The sequence below is a fragment of the Streptomyces sp. SS1-1 genome, from assembly GCF_008973465.1.
Taxonomy (GTDB): domain Bacteria; phylum Actinomycetota; class Actinomycetes; order Streptomycetales; family Streptomycetaceae; genus Streptomyces.
In genome coordinates this window covers 7,516,059-7,535,131 of record NZ_WBXN01000004.1, presented here as the reverse complement: position 1 = coordinate 7,535,131, position 19,073 = coordinate 7,516,059, and the positions used below count along the sequence as shown (strand labels likewise).

Here is a 19,073-nt window from a genome sequence, read left to right as displayed (position 1 = left end):
TCGGCCCATCGGACGGCTCCCAGAATTCTCGGTGTTCGCGAGCGTCCCGTGCCCGGCCCCGGCTGGCGCGTGCGAATCGCGTGCGCCCAGGACGGTGAACAAGGCGGAGGCCAGCGCCAGTGCGCCGTAACCGAGCGAGATCTGTGGCAGCGACAAGGTCGAGGTCAGCCGGCCGGCGATGAGGGCCGGGATCGTCGCGCCGCTGTCGTGAAGTCAGGGAGATGTGACGGACCGTCAACGGTGTGAACGCACGGAGTTGTAGATGGGGTGCACATCGGATACGCCCGTTCGCTGAGGAGAATCGGGCGCCGGCCTCGGGCGGCGGCACGAATGGTTTCAATACGACGCCGGCAGCAACGACTCGAGCGCGTCGGTGCGCGTCGGTCAACGGCACGGCTGTGCCCCGCCGAGCCCGGCATCCCCGCCGGTGCCGGAACCCGCGGTCATGTCAGGCACCGGCGGCGCCATCCTCGCACCTCAGTCCGTCACTCCGGTGTGCAGGCGGATCGTCGTTCCTTCGTCAGGAGTCGAACGGATCTCGACCAGATCGCACAGTTGGTGCGCGAGCCAGAGGCCCCGCCCGCCCACCTGGGTCCGGGTGGGCCGTGAACGGCCCATGAGTGGGTCGGCGATGTACCCGGCGTCGCGGAACTCGCACACCAGGCGCTGTTCCTGGCTCCACATCCGCAACACGCCCTGCCCGCCGCCGTGCCGGATGCTGTTGGCGGCGATTTCGGTCGCCGCCAGATGCAGCTCGCGCAGGCGGGCACCTTCCAGCCCGAGCTGGTCCGCGCAGGAGGCGATCTTCTCCCTGAGCGCGGGGAGGTCACCTCTGCTGTAGGCGAACTCCTCGTAGGGGGAGCAGGGATGACTGAGCGGGCTGAAGTCGAAGGGTGCCCGCAGGTCGTAGGTCTCGCTCGTTTCGCTGCGGCCGGCCGTGCGGATGGTGGGGTGGCAGCGAGACATCCGGTCCAGCTCAGCCCCTTCGCCCGCGATGTCGTACGGGCACAGCAGCCACCACGCCGGACCGGCCGAGAACGCCTTGTTCAGCAGCCACTCGTGGTAGCGCAGCTCTTCCGCCTCCGCGGGACTTCGCACCGCGCCCCAGGGAGATTCGCCGATCCCGCGCACCGGTCGGCCCTCGTCGCTGTGCGCCTTGATCCATCCCTGCCAGGCCCCGATGAGCCGGCCCGGATGGTGCGCCACCGCGCTGGTCTCGACGTAGCGGACCGCGTCGTCCTCGGGCATCTCCGCGCGCAGGAGGGCCGCCTTCTCTTCCGGGACGGCGACGACGACGGCCTCTCCACCGTCGCGGGCCTCCTGGATGAAGCCCAAGGTGCCCTGGAGGAACTCGTCGCTTCCCTGGTAGGGGTACAGCTCGTGCCTGTAACCCTCCCCGGACGGTGACGGCGTGGTGTGGGTCTCGGAGGAGGTCATGGCGTCATCACCACGGGGATGGAAGGGTCTGCGAAGCCGGAGAGGTCCCAGGCCAGTCGTACGGTCTCATTGGTTCCCTCCAGCACGATCTTGCGATCGGGCAGTGCTCGAGCGGCGTCGGCGAGGGCGCTCATGCCTGCTGCGTCGAAGAAGTCCAGGGTCTGGCACAGCAGCCGCACCGTGGTCGTCTGCCGCAGTAGCGTGACCAGGATGGCTCCGAAGGCCACAGCACCCTCGGTGTCGACGATCCCCCTCACCGTCCAGCCGCCCTTTCCCGCCCTGTAGAGCTGAAACGAGGGCGATATCGGTCGGCTGCCCAGGTGGTGGGGGTGCACACATCTGAGCTTGTCCAGGAGGGCGGCGTCCCAGTTGCCCCGCTGATAGGCGCAGACCACGGACGCGCCACTGTCGGCGGCGAACTCCTCCAGTTCCAGCTCACTGCGCAGCAACCGCTCAGCACCACCGCCGGCTGCCTCACCGGTCACGTGGTGCAGCACCCGCAGGGACCGGTATCCCTCGCTCTCGGCGCTGGCCGCCTCCCGGCGCACCACCGCGAGAAGGGGTTCCTCGAGCCGCCTCGGATCGAGTACCAGGGCAACGGCATCAGCCGTGACCTGTGCGGAGGGCGAGACGATCAGCACCTTGTCGCCGAAGAGGGCCCCGTCCGCGACGAAGGCCCGGCTTCGGACCATCACATCGTCCGTGACGTCCAGAAGCTGACACACATGGTCACCTGCATCGACCTCATCCAGCGTCTCCACCGCGCGGGTCGCTCTCACGGCTTCCTCCCTCGCCTCGCCTCCCACCTTAATGTTCCGAACGCGCCCATCACCAAGCCGATCGGGCCATGGCCGATCACTTGGAGCCGCACCATCAGAGCGTGCCTCACGGTGTCCTCTACGGGTGTGCTCCTCTGGTCACCCGGGCTTCCGGTCGCCGCACACCGCCCGGTCCAACAGGCGGACCGCGGCATCCGCCTGCTCGAGGAAGCGCTTCTCGTCACCGAAGCGCGTGGTGAAGACGGCGGCCGCGGCCGACACCCGGCCGTCGGGCGTGACCGCGGTCTCGGAGACGGTGCCGAAGGACGTACCGCCGTGGTACCAGATCCCACTTGCGCAGCCCTGGGCCGGGCGCCAGGCGAGGCCGAGGCCGTACCGCGCCCTGCCGTCGGTGGTGTAGCCGGGCGCCGGGACGGTGGTACGCATCTGCCGCAGCTGCTCCGGCGGCAGCAGCCGGCCGCTCAAGAGGGCGCGCAGGAAGGTGTTCATGTCGCGAGTGGTGCTGATGATGCCGCCGTCCGCGCCGCCGCCCACGGCCAGCGTGGTGTCGGTGAGGTCGTTCCGGCCGGGGAACTGTGTGTATCCCACGGCCGTCGGCATCGGCACGTACGGCGAGGTGTCCGGTATCAGCGTGTGGCGCAGCCCCAGGGGTTCGATGATCCGGTCGTGCACCTCCTGCGGCCAGGGGTTGCCGGTGGCCTTCTCGATGATCATCCCGAGCACCACGTAGTTGGTGTTGGAGTACGCCCACCGCGTCTCGGCACCCGGATCGTCCGCGTCCGGCAGCCAGCTGGGGGCGCGACCCATCGCCACGGCCACCTGCTCCTCGGGGGTCTGTGAGCGGAACCGCTGTGCGTGGAAGCGCTCGGGCGTCAGCTCCGCCGGGTCCTCGAAGGCGATGTCCGTGTAGTCGGCCAGGCCGCTGGTGTGCTGGAGCAGGTTGCGCAAGGTGATGCGGCTGCCGTCGTTGCCGTTGCCGGCGACCACCCCGGGCAGCCACCGCTCGACGGTGTCGTCCAGGCTCAGCGTGCCCTCGCCGACGAGCTGGAGCGTGGTCACGGCCGTGAAGGTCTTGGTGTCGCTGCCGATGCGGTAGTAGGCGTCCAAGGGCACCCGGCCCCCGTCCTTCAGGCTCGCGGTGCCCGACCTGACCTGCGTCTCGCGCCCGGACCCGTCCCGGGCGAGCACCGTCAGCCCGGTGGCTCCCGTGTCCCGTACCGCGTCCGCGTCCCGCTGCAGCCGCGCCCGCGCGTCCCCGCCGCCGGAGCCCATGGCTTCGGCCGTGGTGCCCGGCCCGAGAAGCGATACGGTCCCGATTGCGGCGATCCCTGTCACTGCCAGCCCCGCACGCCACCGTGCGGACCGGCCCCACCGCGTACTTTTCGTGATCTCCATGGCCGGAACGCTACGGAGGGGCGGCGCCGCGGACCATCCGGCTGGCTGCCCGGACGGGGGTGGTGCTGGCACCCCTCCTCGCCCCCCGCGTATCGCTGTGCACGGGCTCCGGACCGGCGTGGTCACCGGCGCCCTGGACCGGCTCCAAGTCGTTCCGCTCCCCGGTTGACCGCTGCTCCCCCGTCCATGACCGAGGTTTCGGTCTATGGGATACGTGTCCGGTTTCGGGTGGATGGATCAATGGTCGGTGCCGTCCGAAACTGGAATCGATTCACAGCCCTTATATGGAGGTACCGCGCCTGAAACAATTGCTGGAATCAGCATTCCCGACACGAAGCTCGTGGCCGAGGCGACGTCGCTGGTTCGTGAAGCCGCGGACGACACCTTGTTCAACAGGAAAGACGTCGTGGACATCATCATGGGGAACGCCTGGCCGGAATAGGCGGGCTGTTCTTGGCCCGGTAGGCCATGGCGAACGGCGGGCGGCACGGCCGGCTCCTCAGGAGTCCGCGGATCGGTGGGATCCAGGGTCCGCGTGGGCGAGGGACACGCCCTCGCCCCGCGAATGTCCCCTCTGCCCGACTGGAAGCGGCACACAGTCCGTGGACCGGATGACGTCCCGCTCGAGATCGTCCAAGGCGCGGCGGGCGACCTCGATGCGTTGGAGTAGGAGTTGTTCGTCCTGCGGTTGCGGTGTCCGGTGTCGGGCTTGTGGCGGCTCCCGTTCCTCGTCCATGCCCTTGGCCTCTTCGAGGGAGGTGAGGACGACGCCGATGAGGACGTTGACGAGGACGAACGAGGCGAGCAGGACGTAGGAGGCGTAGTAGAGCAGGCTCCAGCGGGAGATCTCCAGGCCGGCGCGTACGGCGTCCCCGATCCCGTCCAGGGTCATCAGGAGGAAGAGGGTGAGCACTGCGCGGCCGATGGAGCCGTAGTGTTCGGGGTCGTGGCGGCCGAAGAAGACCCAGCCGACCATCGCGTACACGTACAGCAGCAGGGCGCCCACGAGGAGGAAGCTCAGCGTGCCCGGGAGGCTGCGGCCCACGGCGACGAGCACGATGCGCAGTTGGGGCAGGAAGCGGGCGGTCCGCAGGACCCTGGCCAGCCTGAGCAGCCGCAACACGGTGGTGTTCTCCCGCACGACGGGCGCGAAGGCACACAGGACGACCGCGAGATCGAAGACGTTCCACGGGTCCTCCCAGAAGCCGCGGGGCCGGTCCGCGTGCGCGGCCATGCGCAGCACGATCTCGACGGTGAACGCGGCCAGGCAGACGTGCTCGGCCAGCCGTAACCAGCCATGCCACTCCTGTGCGAGACCGGAGTACGTCTCCAGGCCCAGCAGGACGGCGTTGCCAAGGATCACCGTGAAGACGGTGAGCGCGAACCAGCGGGCCTCGGTGACCCCGCGGCAGTACACGGCGACTCGTCGACGTCCGGACGGGGCGTTGACTCCAGCCACTTGATCTTGGTGTTGCGGCATTCTGCTGCTTCTTCTCCTCCGGATGTGCGACGGCCCGCCGCCGCCGAACGCGCGGCAGCTCGTCGCGCGAGCAAGATCTAGAAGAGACTTCTACAGCACTGTAGTTGCGGATGCCCGGGCACCCGGTGAAGCCGGGCCACTGAGGCCGGCCATCGGCACTCCGGTGCTGACCAGGGCTCCGCCATGGGACCGTGAGCGAGCTGCGGCCGGGTGTGACGCGGGATCAGGTGTTGCCGGTACCTGGCCCGCAGCGGCAGAGGCACCCATCGAGATGTCGGCGAAGCCATCACCAGCTCATTGCCGCGCGCCGACCAGGGCGTCGCCTCGGCCCTCAACGACGACGTCACCCGCGAACTGGGCACCGCGCGGCGTGTAGCCCTGCTCGGACCTCTCCTCGCCGGCGGCTACCGCGCCGCCATCGGAGACAAGCTCGCCGGCATGCCCCACGGAACGGCCGACACCGCCCGCGAGGGAATCGCCAACGCCCTCGAGGCCGCCCCCACGACCGGTGGGGACGCATCTCATCTGGTCGAAGCGGCCCGGCAGGCGTTCGTCGACGGCTGGCAGCAGTCCATGTGGGCAGGCGTCGCCGTCATGACAGCCCTCCTCGTCCGCGGCGCCCTGCGCGGCCCGTCGGGGAACGCCGCCGCCCACCCGGCCGGGGACGACCCGGCCCCCGGCGCGCCGAGCGCCCACGACGCCACGGTGCGCTGACCCAGCCTGCGGCGATGCCGACGAAGAACGGTCGCGGGAGCGGGCCGCGGCGAGGCCACGGACTTCTGCGGAGGCCGGTGGACGGAGCCTGGCTGTGCGAGCGGCAAAGCGGCTTCGTAGGCTTCCGGTATGCCTGAGAAGATCCAGACCCCGAACCCTCAAGCCGCCTTCGAGCTCCTCATGGCCGGCAACCAGCGCTTCGTCGCCGGTTCGCCCGAGCACCCCAACCAGGACGCACTCCGCCGCGCCGAGACCGCGCCGTCGCAGAATCCGTTCGCCGTGCTGTTCGGTTGCTCGGACTCGCGGCTCGCGGCCGAGATCATCTTCGACCGTGGGCTGGGCGACCTGTTCGTGGTCCGTACCGCCGGTCATGTCGCCGGGACCGAGGTGCTCGGGTCGATCGAGTTCGGGGCGGCCGTGCTCGACGCGCCGCTGGTCGTCGTCCTCGGTCACGACTCGTGCGGCGCCGTCGCCGCGGCCCGCTCGGCCCTGGAGGACGGGCAGACGCCGGGGGGCTTCGTCCGTGACGTCGTCGAGCGGGTGACCCCCAGCGTGCTCTCGGCCCGGGCTGCCGGACGCGACAGCGCCGACGAGATCCTGGCCGAGCACATCGAGAACACGGTGGACCTCCTGCTGGAGCGCTCCCGTGTCCTGGCCGACCGAGTGGCTGAGGGGCGTCTCGGTGTGGTGGGTCTTTCGTACCGCCTGGCCGACGGCAGCGCCCGGCTCGTCGCCGCCCGCGGCCTCGACGTGGCCGTACCGACCGAGTCGTCGTGACGCCTCCGCTGCGGAACCCGTCGGCCCGGTCATCCTGAGCACCTGTTCACAGGCGCCGTCCGTGGTCTCCGGACCTCGGACGGCGCCCGTTCTCAGGTGAGTGTGGCCAGCAGGCGCAGCCGCTCGGCGGACTCGGTGCCTTTGTCGGCGCCGCTGAAGATGATGCGTGTGCCCGGGGCGTCGGTCAGGCGCACCACCTCCTCGTTCAGTCGCATGGTGCCGACCTGGGGATGGCGGTACTCGCGCTGTGAGGCAAGGCAGTCGCTCACCGGGTGATCAGTCCAGATCCTCGAGAAGTCGGCGCTGTGCACGCTCAGCTCGCCTATGAGGGCGTGCAGTTCCTGGTCGTCGGGGTGGTGGGCCGCGGCGTGGCGCAGGTAGGCGGTGATGTCCCTGGCCTGTGACTCCCAGTCGGGGAAGAGGTCGCGGGCCGACATGTCGAGGAAGGTGGTGCGGGCGATGTTCGGTCGGGGCTCGTCCGAGGCGGGGTCCGGCGCCGGGAGCCCCCAGAGGGCGTAGCCGAGGCGGTTGCCGCCCAGGACGTCGGCACGCCGGCCGACGACGATCGCCGCCTGCCCGCCGGCGGAGTCGACGAGTGCCTGGACCGCGGGCCGTAGCTTCTCCGGCTCTTCCCGATGGTTGGCCGTCCGGCTCGGCCGGGCCAGCCGGTCCAGGTAGGCGCGTTCTTCCGGGGTCAGTTTGAGGACCCTCGCCAGGGAGTCCAGGACCGAGTCGGACACCTGGTGGCTTTCGCCGCGCTCCAGACGCGTGTAGTAGGTGACGCTGATCCCGGCCAGGTGGGCCAGTTCCTCTCGTCTCAGCCCCGGCACTCTGCGTTGCCCGAAGGAGGACATGCCCGTCTCCTCGGGGGTGAGCGCGGCGCGTCGGCTGCGCAGGAACGCCCCCAGTTCCGTCGATGACGACCAGGTACTCCTCATACGTCGAGTGTTCCAGCCGGCGCTCCGCGGTGCCTGTCCATGGCGTGGTCCCCCACCCGTCGGCGGCGGTCCGCCGATGTGGGCCGAGCACGGGGTAGCGGTCCGTCTGGGTGTCCATGGCGTGGTCTGGCTGCACGGCCCGTGGTGTCCGACCGTGGGGGCATGAACGTCAAGCACTCGTCCCAGGAGCCCTCCGCGCGGCCTCTCGGCGCGGACTCGAACCTCTTCGTCGTCACCGCGGCCACCAGCGACACCGGCTCGGCCGTGGTGCGAGCACTGCTGGAGGGCGGATCGGACGTCGTGGCCGTCGGGCGCGACCGTGAGCGGCTCCGGCCCTACGCCGAGCTCGGTGCCCGCACGCACGTCAGCCCTCTCGACGACGGGGAAGGGCTCGCCGAGGCGATGGAAGGGGCGACCGGCGCGTTCGTCATGATGGCGCCGGGCCTCATACCGAACAGCACGGACTTCGCCGCGTACCAGCGGGCCGTGATCGCCGCGCAGGCACATGCCGTACAGACCGCGTACCGGCAGGGCTCGCTGCGCCGTGTCGTGACCCTCAGTGGCTGGGCGGCCAACTGCTCCGGCGCCCGTGGGCCGGTGTGGGGGCTGCGGCGGCTGGAGGAGGGCGTCGACGCCACCGGCGTCCCCGCGGTCCATCTGCGGGCGGGGTCGTTCATGGAGAACCTGCGCCCCGACATCGCGTCCATCAAGGCCACGGGCACCACGGGCGGCCTGGTTCCCCCGCATCTGCCGCTGCCGATGATCGCCACCGCGGACATCGGGCGCGTCGCGGCGGAATTCCTGCGCGGGAACCGTGACTTCACGCCCGGTCCGGTGGAGGTGGTCGGGCCCACCTACCGGACCCTGGAGGAGGCCACCCGGCTGATCGGGGCGGCGGTCGGAGCCGCAGGCGCCCGGTACGTCCTCCGCTCCCCCGAGGCCGTACGGGCCTCGCTGCTCGAGGCGGGCTTCAGCCACCACATGGCCGACGGGACGGTCGCGATGACGTCGGACGTGGCCGAGGGGCGCATCAGGATCCTGGACGAGGCCCGGGCGATCACCACCTCGACCACGCTCGAGGAGTTCCTCGCCACCGCAACTGCCTGACCCTCACTGCCTTACCCCCCACTGGCTGATCTCCACTCCCTGTCCTGGCCACACCCCGGTCCACGCCCGTCCGGCCCGAGCCCATCCGGACGCCATGAAAGGAAACGATCCGTTTTGTCCCGCACGTCACCCGGTCAGGCTCCCGGCTTCCAGAGGTTCCGACTCGGAGGCCTCCTGGTCACCGCTCTGTACGACGGATTCGTACCCATCCTCGCCGAGGACCTGCACGGCGAGCCGCAGACCGAGATTCGCCGCCGCCTGGCCGACGCGTACCTCCCCGAGGACGGCGACCTCCATACGGCCGTCATCGGCTTCCTCGTCGAGGACGACGGCCGGCGGGTCCTCGTCGACGCCGGCAGCGGCAGCACGCTCGGCCCCCACACCGGTCACCTCCGTGAGGCGCTCTCCGCCGCCGGGGTCGCCGCGGAGGACGTCGACCACGTCCTCATCACCCACCTGCACCCCGATCACAGTGGCGGTCTCGTCACCGACGACGGCGAGCCCGCCTACCCCCGGGCCACCGTCCACGTCTCGCGTGCGGAAGCCGACCACTGGCTCGACGAGAAGCTGACGGCGCGGGCGACAGGCGTCCAGAAGCAGATCCACGAAGCCGCGGCTGCCGCGCTGGAGCCCTATCGTGCGTCAGGCCGGCTCGACGCGTTCGACTTCCTCGACGCGGTGCCCGGTGTGTGCGCCCTCGATCAGCAGGGTCACACCGCCGGGCACAGCGGATATCTCTTCACCGGAGGCGACGAGCCGGTCCTGTTCTGGGGCGACACCGTCCACAGCCACACCGTGCAGTTGCCGTGTCCGCACGTGTCGATCTCCATCGACAGCGACGAGGGTCGTGCCGTGAAGGCACGTGCCAGGGTTCTCGACGATGTCGCCGGCCGCGGATGGTGGGTCGCCGCCTCCCATCTGCCGTTCCCCGGCCTGGGCCACCTGCGGCCGGACGGAGAGGGCTACCGGTGGGTTCCCGTCCACTTCAAGCCCCTGGACCAGTCCTACTGAGTTGGAGAGGGCCGGGCATTGCGGCAGGGGGCGACCGCGTCTCCCCGGGGAGGGGAGGCGGGGTCGCCCCCTGCTGCCCGGCTACCCGACTGCCCCGCACGGGCATCTTGTCGGGGCTGTGGGAGATCCCCGGCACCAGGTCGGCCGGGAAGAAGGCGGCCCGCTCGACGTCCGCGAAGCAGTTGCCGGGGGCGCGGTTCAGGGTGAACTCGCGGGCCTCGACAAGCGGGTGGTCTTTGAGCCAGTGCCGCGTTCCCGAGCGTTCGACGAAGCGGTAGGTGCGCGAACCGAAGCCGTGCAGGTCGCGCTGCGCGTCGGCCGTGCCCCGCTCACCCGTCACGGCGGCCGGCGACGCCGGGGTCGTCCGCGTTGCGGCGCGGGTGGTCGTCCGCGGTCACTCGGGCCAGGAGTTGTTCCGGATGATCTCCACGAAGTCCTTCCTCTGGAAGGAGGGGTCGAAGTGCGCCAGGACGTCGTCGTTCATCGTCCCGAAGGTGGTGTCGGGGCGGTGGACCATGCCCTCGTGGAACGCCTTGAGAATCCGGTTCTTGAAGTCCGGGCGCGGGTGTGCCGCCACGACTTCGGCACGCTGGGTCTCGGTGATCTCGTGCAGGTCGAGACCGAGGACGTCCGTCTCCACCCCGAGCGTCACCACGCCCACTTCCGGTGCGAGGTGCAGCGGGATCTCCGGCGTGGTGTGCAGGGCGATCGCCAGCCAGACGTTACGGGCCTCCTCCTCGGAGCGTCCGTGGTCGAGGAGGAAGCCGCGCGCGGCCTCGGCGCCGTCCAGTTCGAAGCGGCGGTCGGTGGTGGCGTAGCCGGGGGTGAGGCCGAGATCGTGGAAGAGGCCGCCCACGTAGGCGAGTTCGGGGTCGACGTCGATGCCCCGGGCCGCTGACTTCAGCATGCCCCACAGGAACACCCTGCGCGAGTGATGGAAGATGGTCTCGTCGGCCGACTCGCGCACGAGCGAGGTGGCCTGGCGAACGAGTTCGGTGTCGGGAATGGTGATCCCCGCGATGGTCTCGGGCATCGGTCCTCCTAGGTCGTACGGAACAGGACTTCAGCATCACCTGCCGGAAACCGCTGCTCCACCGCGCATTCCGACGGCCATCACACAGATCCGGACACGGCCGTCCGCTCGCTATCGCGGGGTGTCCTTGCCCTGCTCGGTGGTGGCGAACCGGTCGCGGTACTGGCTCGGTGACACGCCGAGCCGTGCCACGAAGGAGCGGCGCATCGTCTCGGCGCTGCCGAATCCGGCGACGCGGGCGGTCTCCGCGACGGTGTGACCCCGGTCGAGCAGTGCCTTGGCGTGGTCGAGGCGCGCGAGTTCCACGTACTTGGCGGGGGTGGTGCCGAGTTCGGCGGCGAAGAGCCTGCCCAGTTGGCGCGGGCTGACGCCGACGCGCGCGGCGAGGCCCGCGGCGCTGTGGTCGAGCGCCGGCTGGGCGGAGATCAGGTCGACGACGGCTCGCAGCGGCGAGGTGCGCGGCGGTCTGCGGTCCAGGGGTGCCGAGAACTGGGACTGGCCACCGGGGCGCTGCATGAACATCACGAGTTGCCGGGCGACCTCGCGGGTGAGGTCGGCGCCGTGGTCCTCCTCGACGAGAGCGAGTGCGAGATCCATTCCGGCCGAGACGCCCGCGGAGGTGTACACCTCCGAGTCCTCGACGAACAGCGCGTCGGGTTCCACCCTGACGTCCGGGAAGGCACGGGCCAGCAACCCCGCGTGCCTCCAGTGGGTGGTCGCCCTGCGTCCCACCAGCAGGCCGGACGCGGCCAGGATGAACGACCCCGTGCAGACGGAGGCCGTGCGGCGGCTGCGCGCGTGCAGATTCTTGACGGTGTCGACGAGGTCGGCCTCGATGGCCCGGCCGACCAGGATGTCTCCCCCGGCGACGACGGCCGTGTCGGGGTCGGGGACGTCCTCGGCCCGGCCGTCGACGGGTATCCGCATGCCCGTCGAGGCGAGGACCGGTTCGCCGGAGGGCGAGACGTAGTGGATCGCGTACGACGCGCCGAACTGGTTGGCCTCGGCGAAGACCTCCGCCGGGCCCGCCACGTCGAGCATCTTCACGCCGTCGAAGACGACGAACGCGATGTCGCGGGCGCGTGCGCTGCGCGGCCCTGCCCCATCACCTTCCGTCGAGGTCATGGGGCCTCCCCCGGCGTATGCACGGCGAGTGACCGGCTCAGTGAGATCAGTCGTGGAAGGATCTGGGGAGGTGCGGTCCGCAGCCACACCAGGCCGAGGGTGATCGGCGCCGCGTCGACCAGGGGCCGCCAGGCCACGATGGACTGTGTGAAGTAGTCGGCCGTGGAGGCCGGGGCGGGCCAGATGCCCCGGCCGGCGTTCACGTGCAGCAGACACTCCTCCGGCGTGTTCGCGGCCGGGCCCAGCCTGGGGCTCGAACCATTCGGACGCGGGTCCACGTTCCAGAACCGCATGACCTCCTCGGGCAGATCCGCGTGGGGCCCGATGACGGGCTCGTCGCGCAGGTCCGCGAGGGTGAGCTTCTCCTGGCGCGCCAGCGGATGGTCGGGCGCCAGCGCGATCATCCGCTGTTCGGTGAGGATGTCCGCACTGGCCAACTCGGCGTCGGCGATGGGGAGCCAGATGAACGCCGCGTCCGACTCCCCCTCGTGCAGGGCCCGGAGGGCTTCGGGTGCGCGGGCGACGGAGTGGCTCTCGACCTCGATGTCGGGGGCGTCCTGTGCGAGGCGGCGCAGCAGTTCGGGCATGAAGTGGGCGGTGCTCTGCATCTTGAAGTGGAGGCGGAGCCGTCCCGCCCGGCCATGCCCGACCATCCGCACTTCCGCCGCCAGCCGCTCCAGCTCCCCGAGCCACGGTCTGCCGCGTTCCACCAGGGTCCGGCCGGCCGCGGTGAGGGCGACACCGCGTGAGGTGCGGACCAGCAGCACGGCGTCGACCGCCCGCTCCAGTTGGTTGAGCTGTGCGCTGACGGCCTGCTGCGTCAGGTGCATCCCGGTCGCGGCCTTGGTGATGCTGCCCGCCTCGGCGACGGCGATCAGTGCGGCGATCCATCGGGGGGCGAGGTCTGCTGACACCGTAAGGTCCTTCCAGGCGGGCGGCAGGCCCGTCGCGGCCACGGCGGACCGGCTCCGGGCAGTCCGCGCTCGCCGTCCGGCTGTCGCTCAGGGGTCCATCACACCATGCCGTTGTTGACCCGCAACACCTGACCGTGGATCCAGCGGGCGGACTCACTGACGAGGAAGGCCACCAGGGGGGTCACGTCGTCGACCCTGCCGAGGCGGTGGGCCAGCGACAGGTGGTCCAGGACGAACTGCACGCTCTCCGGGCTCTCGGGGCCGTGGAAGAACGGCGTGTCGATGGGGCCCGGGCCCACGATGTTCACCGTCGTCCCGGTGCCGCCGATCTCCTGCGCCAGTGACTTCACGAGCACCTCGACGGCGGTCTTGGCGGCGGAGTACAGACCGTAGGTGGGCAGTGCCAGTCCGGTGAGCGAGGTGGACAGGGCGATGATCCGGCCGCCCGGGGTGATACGCCGGGCCGCCTCGCGCAGGGTGTGGAACGCGCTGCGTGTGTTCAGGTCGAAGAGCCGGTCGTACTGCTCGTCCGTCGCCTCGGCGATGGTCGTCTTGTCGATGGCTCCTGGGACGTGGATGACGATGTCCACCTTTCCGTACTGGCCGACGACGTGGTCGAAGACGCGGGCCGTGCCGGCGGCGTCCGTGGCGTCGCCTCGGATCACCTCGGACCGCACGCCCGGCTCGGCGGCCTCGTCCAGCCGGGCGGCGGCCACTGCGGCCGCCTCCTCGTTGTTCCCGTAGGTGGCGATCACCGACGCTCCGCGGGAAGCGAAGTTGCGGGCGAAGTCGAGCCCCATGTGGGCCGTTCCGCCGATCACCAGAGCGACCTTGCCGGTCAGGTCCTTGGCGCTCCCGTCCACGGCGGTGCCGGCTGCGGGGACGCTGAAGGTGCTGGTCATGGTGTTCTCCCCGGCGTGGAAGTGGCTTCTTGCCGCTGCTCTTCCACCGTGCCCGCCGGGGTCGTCGGGCGGAACGACAGGGTTGCTGTGGCGACGACAACCGGCGTTTGTGGCCTGGCCGCACGGGGGGGCGCGGAGTCGGCCGTGCGGTGCGATATAGATTGGCGACAATCTTGGTTGTGATTGTCGCCAATCTTGAAGCCGGCCCCCGGGGAGCGGATGCCCGAGGTCCAGCTGGCCGAGGAGCTGGGGGTCACGCGGTTCGCCGTCAGGTCGGCCCTCCAGGCCCTCGAGGCCCGCAAGCTGGTCGAACGCATCCCGAACGCGGGCGTCGTCGTGTCCCGGCCCGACCACACTCGCCTGGAAGAGATCTACGACGTCCTGGAACTCCTGGAGGGCCTCGCGGCGCGGCTCGCGGCGCAGAAGTCGGCCCCCGGCGACTGGAGCGAGCTCCAGGAGCTGTTCGCTGAGGGCAACGGCTTGGACGAGGCCGCGGAGGAGGGCGACATCGACCTCTTCCTCGCCGCGATCGACCGGTACCGCGACACCGTCATCAGGCTGGCCGACCAGACCTTCCTCGCCGAGACGCTGAGCGGTGTACGCGATCAGTCGCACGTGCTGCGCCGCCGCATCCTCATGACGCCGGGTCGTATGAAGGAAAGCCTCGCGGAGCACCGCGCGGTGATCGACGCCCTGGTCCGGGGCGACGCCGAGAGGGCCGAGGAACTCAAGCGCCGGAACATGCGGACCGCACGCAAACGGCTGGTCCGCTTCCGCGAGTACCTCTGACCCGGCGCACCCCGCACCGCCAAGTCACCACAGAGAGCAACGACATGTCCCCCACTCCAGCCGCACGCCGGAAGACGCTCAAGGCCCTTCTCGCGGCCGACGAACCGCTCCTCCTGCCGGGCGCCTACGACGCCCTGAGCGCACAACTCGCCGAACGCGCCGGATTCTCGGCGACCTACCTGGGCAGCTTCGCCGCGGCCGCCTCGGGTTTCGGTCTCCCCGACGTCGGCGTACTGACCCTCAACGACATGGTCGACCAGACCCGGCGCATCGTCGAAGCCACGTCCGTGCCCGTGCTGGCCGACGCGGAGAACGGTTTCTACGACGCCCCGAACATCTGGCGGACCGTCCAGGCCTTCGAGTCCACCGGCGTCTGCGGCATCCACATCGAGGACAACCTGGGCGGCAAGCACACCTCCGCGCCAGCGGGCCTGCTGTCGGAGGACCGCATGGCACAGAAGATCCGTGCCGCGCTCGACGCCCGTACCGACCCCGACTTCCTCGTCATCGCCCGCTCCGACGCCGCGTGGGTCAACCACGACACCGAAGAGTGCCTGCGGCGGCTCGAGCACTACATCGCCGCGGGAGCGGACATGGTCTTCGCGCCCGCCCTTCCCGCCCCCGTCCTGGCCGAGGCCCGCACGAGGCTCGCGGCGCCCGTCATGGTCGCCGGGGACCTGCTGGACGTCCCGGGCTCGGACGTCCCCGCCCACACCGTCCAGGAGTACGGGGAGGCCGGCGCCGACGTCATCCTGCTCTGGTACACCCTGCTCGGCGCCGCCACCCAGAACGTGACCGACGTGCTCACGACCCTGCGCACCCGCCCGGACGTGGCCGGGATCAAGCACGCCGTCACCGACCAGCGCGACTTCGAGGCGCTGATGGGATACGAGCAGTTCGAGCAGCGCAGCGCTCGCTACGCCGTCCCCCGGCCCCCCGCCCAGGCGTAGGCCCGGCGCAGTCGACGTAAGACATACCAACCCCACCATGAAAGGCCCTGTCATGCAGGACAACGCAGGCGGATCCGCCCCGCTGGGCCAGGCCGCCCGCGGGGGAACACCGGACGCAGTGCGATACGAGGGGGCACGCCTGATCGTCGGCGACGGCCGTCAGGTCGTCGAACAGGGTGCGATCCTCGTCAGGAACGGACTCATAGAGGGCATCGGCCCCCAGGACGACGTCGCATCCGTCCCGGGCGAGCACACCGTCTCCCTCCACGGCAGGACAGTCATCCCCGCGCTGATCAACCCGCACGGCCACATCGGCTACTGGAAGGGGGCGGGAGCGGATGCCGCCCACTTCTCGGCGGCCAACGTCCTGGACCACCTCCGGCGTCTCGCCTATCACGGGGTCGGCGTCTTCCAGTCGCTCGGCACCGACCGCGACGACACCGAGATCCGGCTGCGTGACCTCCAGCGCCGCGGGGCCCTCGACGAGGACGACCTGGCGGTGCTCTTCAGCGCCGGCTCGGGCATCGTCGCCCCCACGCCGGAGTCGAGCAACGGCGGCCCGTTCTTCGCTGTCGACGCCGTCCACGAGGCGTCCGGCCCGGAGGACGCTCGCGGCCACGTGCGCGCGCTCGCGGCCAAGAAGGCCGACGCGGTGAAGTTCTGGCTGGACGACCGTCACGGCACGAAGGCGCGACTGCGACCCGACGTCTACCGGGCGATCATCGAGGAGGCGCACGCCCACGGGCTGAAGACCGCCGCGCACATCTACACCGTGGACGACGCCAAGGAGGCCGTGCGGGCCGGTGCCGACATCCTGGCTCACCTGCCCCGCACCCCCGAGCCCGACGCGGAGCTCCTCGACCTGCTCACCACCCGCGACGTCGTGGTGTTCACCTCGATGAGCATCCAGCGGCCGGACGGCGAGGCGTGGCTGGACGACCCGGCACTGCGCGAACTGGTCGCCGACGAGGCCGTGGCCGAGCTGAGGGCCCGCATCCGGCGCAACGCGCCCCAGCCGCTGTTCGACACCGTCGACGCCTACGCGCGGATGGAGAAGACGCTGCGCACCTTCGTGGACGCGGGTGTGCGCGTGGTGTTCTCCGCGGACACCGGCCTGCTCACGCAGGTGCCGGGTTTCGCCGAGCACCGCGAACTGGAAGCCCTCGTGGCCGCGGGCCTGCCGCCGCTCACCGTCATCCAGCTCGCCACGCAGCGCTCCGCCGAACTGCTCGGACTCGGCGATCGCGGCACACTGGAAGCGGGCAAGCGGGCCGACTTCGTCGTCCTGGACGCCGACCCGCTGGTGGACATCACGCACTCGCGCAGGATCGAGTCCGTGTACCTCCAGGGCCGGCGAGTGGACCGGGCTCGGCTGCGCGCACGCGTGTGGAGCGACCAATGAACGCGTCCCTGCCGCACCCCTGACCCCCCCCGCGAAAGAAGGCACCTCATGTCCGACGTTTCTCTTCCCGACCCCATCAGCGTGTTCGTCGAGGCCACCAACCGAGGTGACGAGGAGGCGTTCGTCGCCGCGTTCACCGAGGACGCCTATCTCAACGACTGGGGGCGGGAGTTCCACGGGCGGGACGGAGTGCGGTCCTGGAGCCGCACGGACAACATCGGTGTGCAGGCGCACTTCACACCACGGGGCGCCGAGCCCGGTCCCGAACCCGGCACGTACGTCGTCACTCTGACGGTCACGGGCAACGGATACAACGGCACCGGGCCCATGACCTTCGTCCTGCGGGACGGCCTGATCGCGAGCCTGCGCATCAGCTGATGCCGGGGCGCGCCCGCGCCCGCAGATCATGACCGGGTGACCATCAGCAGGTCGCTCGGGACCGCGTGACGCCGGCGGTGTTCACGACGACGTCGACGCCGCCGAAGACCGCTTCCAGGGCATCGAAGGCGGCCCGCATGTCGTCTTCGTCCGCCACGTCACCGCCCACCGCTGTCACGTCGGCGCCTTTGGCGGCCAGCTCTGCGACCACGGCGGGCGTCGCTTGTGCCACTCCGCCCCCGGCCGCAGACAGGACCGGGGGCGGATCACGGAACAAGCCCTATGACGCGAACTGCGCTTCATCAGGCCAGACAGGGCTATTGATCTTCGTCGCCGACCCGGATGACCACCTTGCCGAAGGGGCCCTCCTCCAGACGCTCGTAAGCCTGGCGCGCGTCCTCGAAGGCGAAGACCGAATCGATGACCGGCTCGAGGCCGTTCTTCTCGATCCAGCGGTTCATCTCCACGAAGGCGCGTCGGTGCCCTACGGCGATGCCCCGGATCGCGGCCTGGCTGTACAGCAGCGGCATCACGTCCAGTGGAGCGGTCTGTCCGCCGAGGAAGCCGACCAGGGCGATGTGTCCGGCGGCCTTCGTCGCGCGCACGGACTGGTTGAGCCCCTCGCCCGCGACCACCTCGACGACGTGGTCGACTCCCCGACCGTCCGTCAGCCGCAGCACCTCGTCGGCCCAGTCCGGGTGGGTGCGGTAGTTGACGAGGTCGCCGGCTCCGAGGGCGGCGGCGCGACGGAGTTTGTCGTCGCTGCTCGACGTGGCGATCACCCGGGCGCCGAGGGCGGTCGCGAACTGCACGGCGAACAGGGAGACCCCTCCGGTGCCCTGCACCAGTACGGACTGCCCCGGTCGCAGCCGCCCGTACTCGACCAGGGCGAACCAGGCGGTCAGGGCGGCGATGGGCAGGGTGGCGGCCTGCTGGTCGGTGAGGTTCGCCGGCGCGGGCACGGCGGACTTCGCCTCCAGGATCATGTACTCGGCGAGGCCGCCGTCGAGGGGGCCGCCGAGCTGCCAGTCCGGCTCGTCGGGGCCGGGCGGGCCCTCCAGCCAGTGCGAGTAGAAGTGGGACAGCACCCGGTCCCCGACCTGCCACTCGGTCACCCCGGGGCCCACCTCGGCGACCACTCCGGCGGCGTCGTTGACCGGGATCAGGCCCTTCGGCATCTTCTCCGGGTCGTAGACGCCGTCGACGATGGCCTTGTCGCGGTAGTTCAGGGACACGGCCGACACCTTCACCAGGATCTGTCCCTCCTGGGGGCGTGGAGTCGGTCTGTCCGCGAGGCGCAGGTTCTTCAGGCCGAAGTCGTCCAGTTGCCAAGCACGCATGGGGGTCTCCTCGATGACGTCGATGACGGGGGGGGATCAGCCGGTGAGCTGCATCTGAAGCTGGAGGAGGTCCTCCGCGTGACGGACCTCGACCATCCGGCCGTTCTCGGCACGCCACAGGTCGATGCCGGTGAAGCTCACCTCACGCCCGGTGGCCGGGACACCGAACCAGTCGCCGGTGTGAACAGCCGTCATCCGCCACTGGCTCACGGCCCAGCCGTCGGCGGTCGCCCCCCGGAAGATCTCCTCGATCCGCGTACCGCTGAAGCCCTCCTTGACGGACCTGACCAGCACACGCACCGCGTCGATGCCGGAGCCCGTCCCGGCGGGCTGGTTGTGGTCCACCAGCTCAGGGGAGATCAGCTCCTCGACGCGGTCCAGGTCGCCGCTCTCGTACACCTTCAGCACCGCGCCGGCCAGTGCCGAAGTGTCGTTTCCGAGGGACAGGGACATGGTGACTCCTCATTTCGATCGACCAGAGGTCCCACGGAACAGCGTCACGTGCAGCGATCAAAATCGTGTTCCGCTGACCGGAACAGGCGATCGGCGCGGGCCGCGCGGCACAAGGCGCAGGGCTCCAACGGCGTCACGGCCCGCACCGG

Annotated in this window: 22 protein-coding genes; 9 read left to right on the top strand and 13 right to left on the bottom strand. The window is 70.5% G+C overall.

Going from position 1 to position 19,073, the window contains the following annotated elements:
- Positions 1-477: 477 nt before the first annotated feature.
- The 3 genes from F8R89_RS35935 to F8R89_RS35925 all read right to left on the bottom strand — a co-directional run bounded on the left by F8R89_RS35935 (position 478) and on the right by F8R89_RS35925 (position 3,488).
- Positions 478-1,437: a sensor histidine kinase gene (locus F8R89_RS35935; protein WP_151787936.1), complete on the bottom strand. Its 960-nt coding sequence runs from the start codon at positions 1,435-1,437 to the stop codon at positions 478-480.
- A complete protein-coding gene (locus F8R89_RS35930; RefSeq protein WP_151787935.1) occupies positions 1,434-2,216 on the bottom strand; it encodes an MEDS domain-containing protein in 783 nt (260 codons plus the stop codon). Before F8R89_RS35930 ends, F8R89_RS35935 begins: the two co-directional genes overlap by 4 nt.
- A 138-nt stretch (positions 2,217-2,354) precedes the next feature.
- The gene (locus tag F8R89_RS35925; protein ID WP_225994604.1) at positions 2,355-3,488 is read right to left on the bottom strand and encodes a serine hydrolase domain-containing protein; all 1,134 of its coding nucleotides are present in this window, start codon (positions 3,486-3,488) and stop codon (positions 2,355-2,357) included.
- A 328-nt stretch (positions 3,489-3,816) separates the two neighbouring features.
- On the opposite strand from F8R89_RS35925, the gene F8R89_RS35920 reads away from it, so the two are divergent.
- Positions 3,817-4,053, top strand: a complete 237-nt coding sequence (locus F8R89_RS35920; protein ID WP_151787933.1) for a hypothetical protein — start codon at positions 3,817-3,819, stop codon at positions 4,051-4,053.
- A gap of 57 nt (positions 4,054-4,110) precedes the next feature.
- Here the strand turns inward: F8R89_RS35920 and F8R89_RS35915 are convergent, their stop codons facing one another.
- Positions 4,111-5,091, bottom strand: coding sequence for an ion transporter (locus F8R89_RS35915; protein ID WP_151787932.1), 981 nt, complete (start codon positions 5,089-5,091; stop codon positions 4,111-4,113).
- A gap of 297 nt (positions 5,092-5,388) precedes the next feature.
- On the opposite strand from F8R89_RS35915, the gene F8R89_RS35910 reads away from it, so the two are divergent.
- Together F8R89_RS35910 and F8R89_RS35905 are read left to right on the top strand one after the other, a co-directional pair.
- Positions 5,389-5,805 (top strand): hypothetical protein, encoded by a 417-nt coding sequence (locus tag F8R89_RS35910; RefSeq protein WP_413251286.1) that lies wholly within the window; start codon positions 5,389-5,391, stop codon positions 5,803-5,805.
- Between the two features lie 129 nt (positions 5,806-5,934).
- The gene (locus tag F8R89_RS35905; RefSeq protein WP_151787931.1) at positions 5,935-6,582 is read left to right on the top strand and encodes a carbonic anhydrase; all 648 of its coding nucleotides are present in this window, start codon (positions 5,935-5,937) and stop codon (positions 6,580-6,582) included.
- Between the two features lie 92 nt (positions 6,583-6,674).
- On the opposite strand, the gene F8R89_RS35900 is transcribed toward F8R89_RS35905, so the two are convergent.
- On the bottom strand, positions 6,675-7,520 hold the full coding sequence (locus tag F8R89_RS35900; RefSeq protein WP_151787930.1) for a helix-turn-helix transcriptional regulator: 846 nt from the start codon (positions 7,518-7,520) through the stop codon (positions 6,675-6,677).
- Between the two features lie 162 nt (positions 7,521-7,682).
- On the opposite strand from F8R89_RS35900, the gene F8R89_RS35895 reads away from it, so the two are divergent.
- Positions 7,683-8,627 (top strand): NmrA family NAD(P)-binding protein, encoded by a 945-nt coding sequence (locus F8R89_RS35895; protein ID WP_192806329.1) that lies wholly within the window; start codon positions 7,683-7,685, stop codon positions 8,625-8,627.
- A gap of 114 nt (positions 8,628-8,741) precedes the next feature.
- On the top strand, positions 8,742-9,638 hold the full coding sequence (locus tag F8R89_RS35890; RefSeq protein ID WP_192806328.1) for an MBL fold metallo-hydrolase: 897 nt from the start codon (positions 8,742-8,744) through the stop codon (positions 9,636-9,638).
- Here the strand turns inward: F8R89_RS35890 and F8R89_RS37270 are convergent.
- The 5 genes from F8R89_RS37270 to F8R89_RS35865 form a co-directional block, all read right to left on the bottom strand.
- Entirely contained in the window at positions 9,613-9,978 is a 366-nt protein-coding gene (locus tag F8R89_RS37270) for a catalase (RefSeq protein WP_151787927.1), read from the bottom strand. The two genes, F8R89_RS35890 and F8R89_RS37270, sit on opposite strands and share 26 nt — an antisense overlap.
- Before the next feature lie 54 nt (positions 9,979-10,032).
- Positions 10,033-10,671, bottom strand: coding sequence for an HD domain-containing protein (locus F8R89_RS35880; protein ID WP_151787926.1), 639 nt, complete (start codon positions 10,669-10,671; stop codon positions 10,033-10,035).
- A 111-nt stretch (positions 10,672-10,782) separates the two neighbouring features.
- Positions 10,783-11,796 carry a GlxA family transcriptional regulator gene (locus tag F8R89_RS35875; RefSeq protein ID WP_151787925.1) on the bottom strand — a complete coding sequence of 338 codons (1,014 nt, stop codon included), beginning with the start codon at positions 11,794-11,796 and terminating at the stop codon, positions 10,783-10,785.
- Positions 11,793-12,710 carry a LysR family transcriptional regulator gene (locus tag F8R89_RS35870; RefSeq protein WP_192806327.1) on the bottom strand — a complete coding sequence of 306 codons (918 nt, stop codon included), beginning with the start codon at positions 12,708-12,710 and terminating at the stop codon, positions 11,793-11,795. Before F8R89_RS35870 ends, F8R89_RS35875 begins: the two co-directional genes overlap by 4 nt.
- Before the next feature lie 98 nt (positions 12,711-12,808).
- A complete protein-coding gene (locus tag F8R89_RS35865) occupies positions 12,809-13,612 on the bottom strand; it encodes an SDR family oxidoreductase (RefSeq protein ID WP_151787923.1) in 804 nt (267 codons plus the stop codon).
- A gap of 183 nt (positions 13,613-13,795) precedes the next feature.
- On the opposite strand from F8R89_RS35865, the gene F8R89_RS35860 reads away from it, so the two are divergent.
- The 4 genes from F8R89_RS35860 to F8R89_RS35845 are packed head-to-tail and all read left to right on the top strand — an operon-like array spanning position 13,796 to position 17,131.
- Positions 13,796-14,401, top strand: a complete 606-nt coding sequence (locus F8R89_RS35860) for a GntR family transcriptional regulator (protein ID WP_318841313.1) — start codon at positions 13,796-13,798, stop codon at positions 14,399-14,401.
- 44 nt (positions 14,402-14,445) lie between these two features.
- Positions 14,446-15,351, top strand: a complete 906-nt coding sequence (locus F8R89_RS35855; RefSeq protein ID WP_151787921.1) for an isocitrate lyase/PEP mutase family protein — start codon at positions 14,446-14,448, stop codon at positions 15,349-15,351.
- A 52-nt stretch (positions 15,352-15,403) separates the two neighbouring features.
- Positions 15,404-16,753, top strand: a complete 1,350-nt coding sequence (locus F8R89_RS35850; RefSeq protein WP_192806326.1) for an amidohydrolase family protein — start codon at positions 15,404-15,406, stop codon at positions 16,751-16,753.
- 48 nt (positions 16,754-16,801) lie between these two features.
- Positions 16,802-17,131: a nuclear transport factor 2 family protein gene (locus F8R89_RS35845; protein ID WP_151787920.1), complete on the top strand. Its 330-nt coding sequence runs from the start codon at positions 16,802-16,804 to the stop codon at positions 17,129-17,131.
- Between the two features lie 43 nt (positions 17,132-17,174).
- On the opposite strand, the gene F8R89_RS35840 is transcribed toward F8R89_RS35845, so the two are convergent.
- The 3 genes from F8R89_RS35840 to F8R89_RS35830 all read right to left on the bottom strand — a co-directional run bounded on the left by F8R89_RS35840 (position 17,175) and on the right by F8R89_RS35830 (position 18,924).
- Positions 17,175-17,363: an SDR family NAD(P)-dependent oxidoreductase gene (locus F8R89_RS35840; protein WP_413251285.1), complete on the bottom strand. Its 189-nt coding sequence runs from the start codon at positions 17,361-17,363 to the stop codon at positions 17,175-17,177.
- Positions 17,364-17,448: 85 nt separating this feature from the next.
- Entirely contained in the window at positions 17,449-18,471 is a 1,023-nt protein-coding gene (locus F8R89_RS35835; RefSeq protein ID WP_151787919.1) for a zinc-dependent alcohol dehydrogenase family protein, read from the bottom strand.
- 36 nt (positions 18,472-18,507) lie between these two features.
- Positions 18,508-18,924 carry an ester cyclase gene (locus F8R89_RS35830; protein ID WP_151787918.1) on the bottom strand — a complete coding sequence of 139 codons (417 nt, stop codon included), beginning with the start codon at positions 18,922-18,924 and terminating at the stop codon, positions 18,508-18,510.
- Positions 18,925-19,073: the final 149 nt, after the last annotated feature.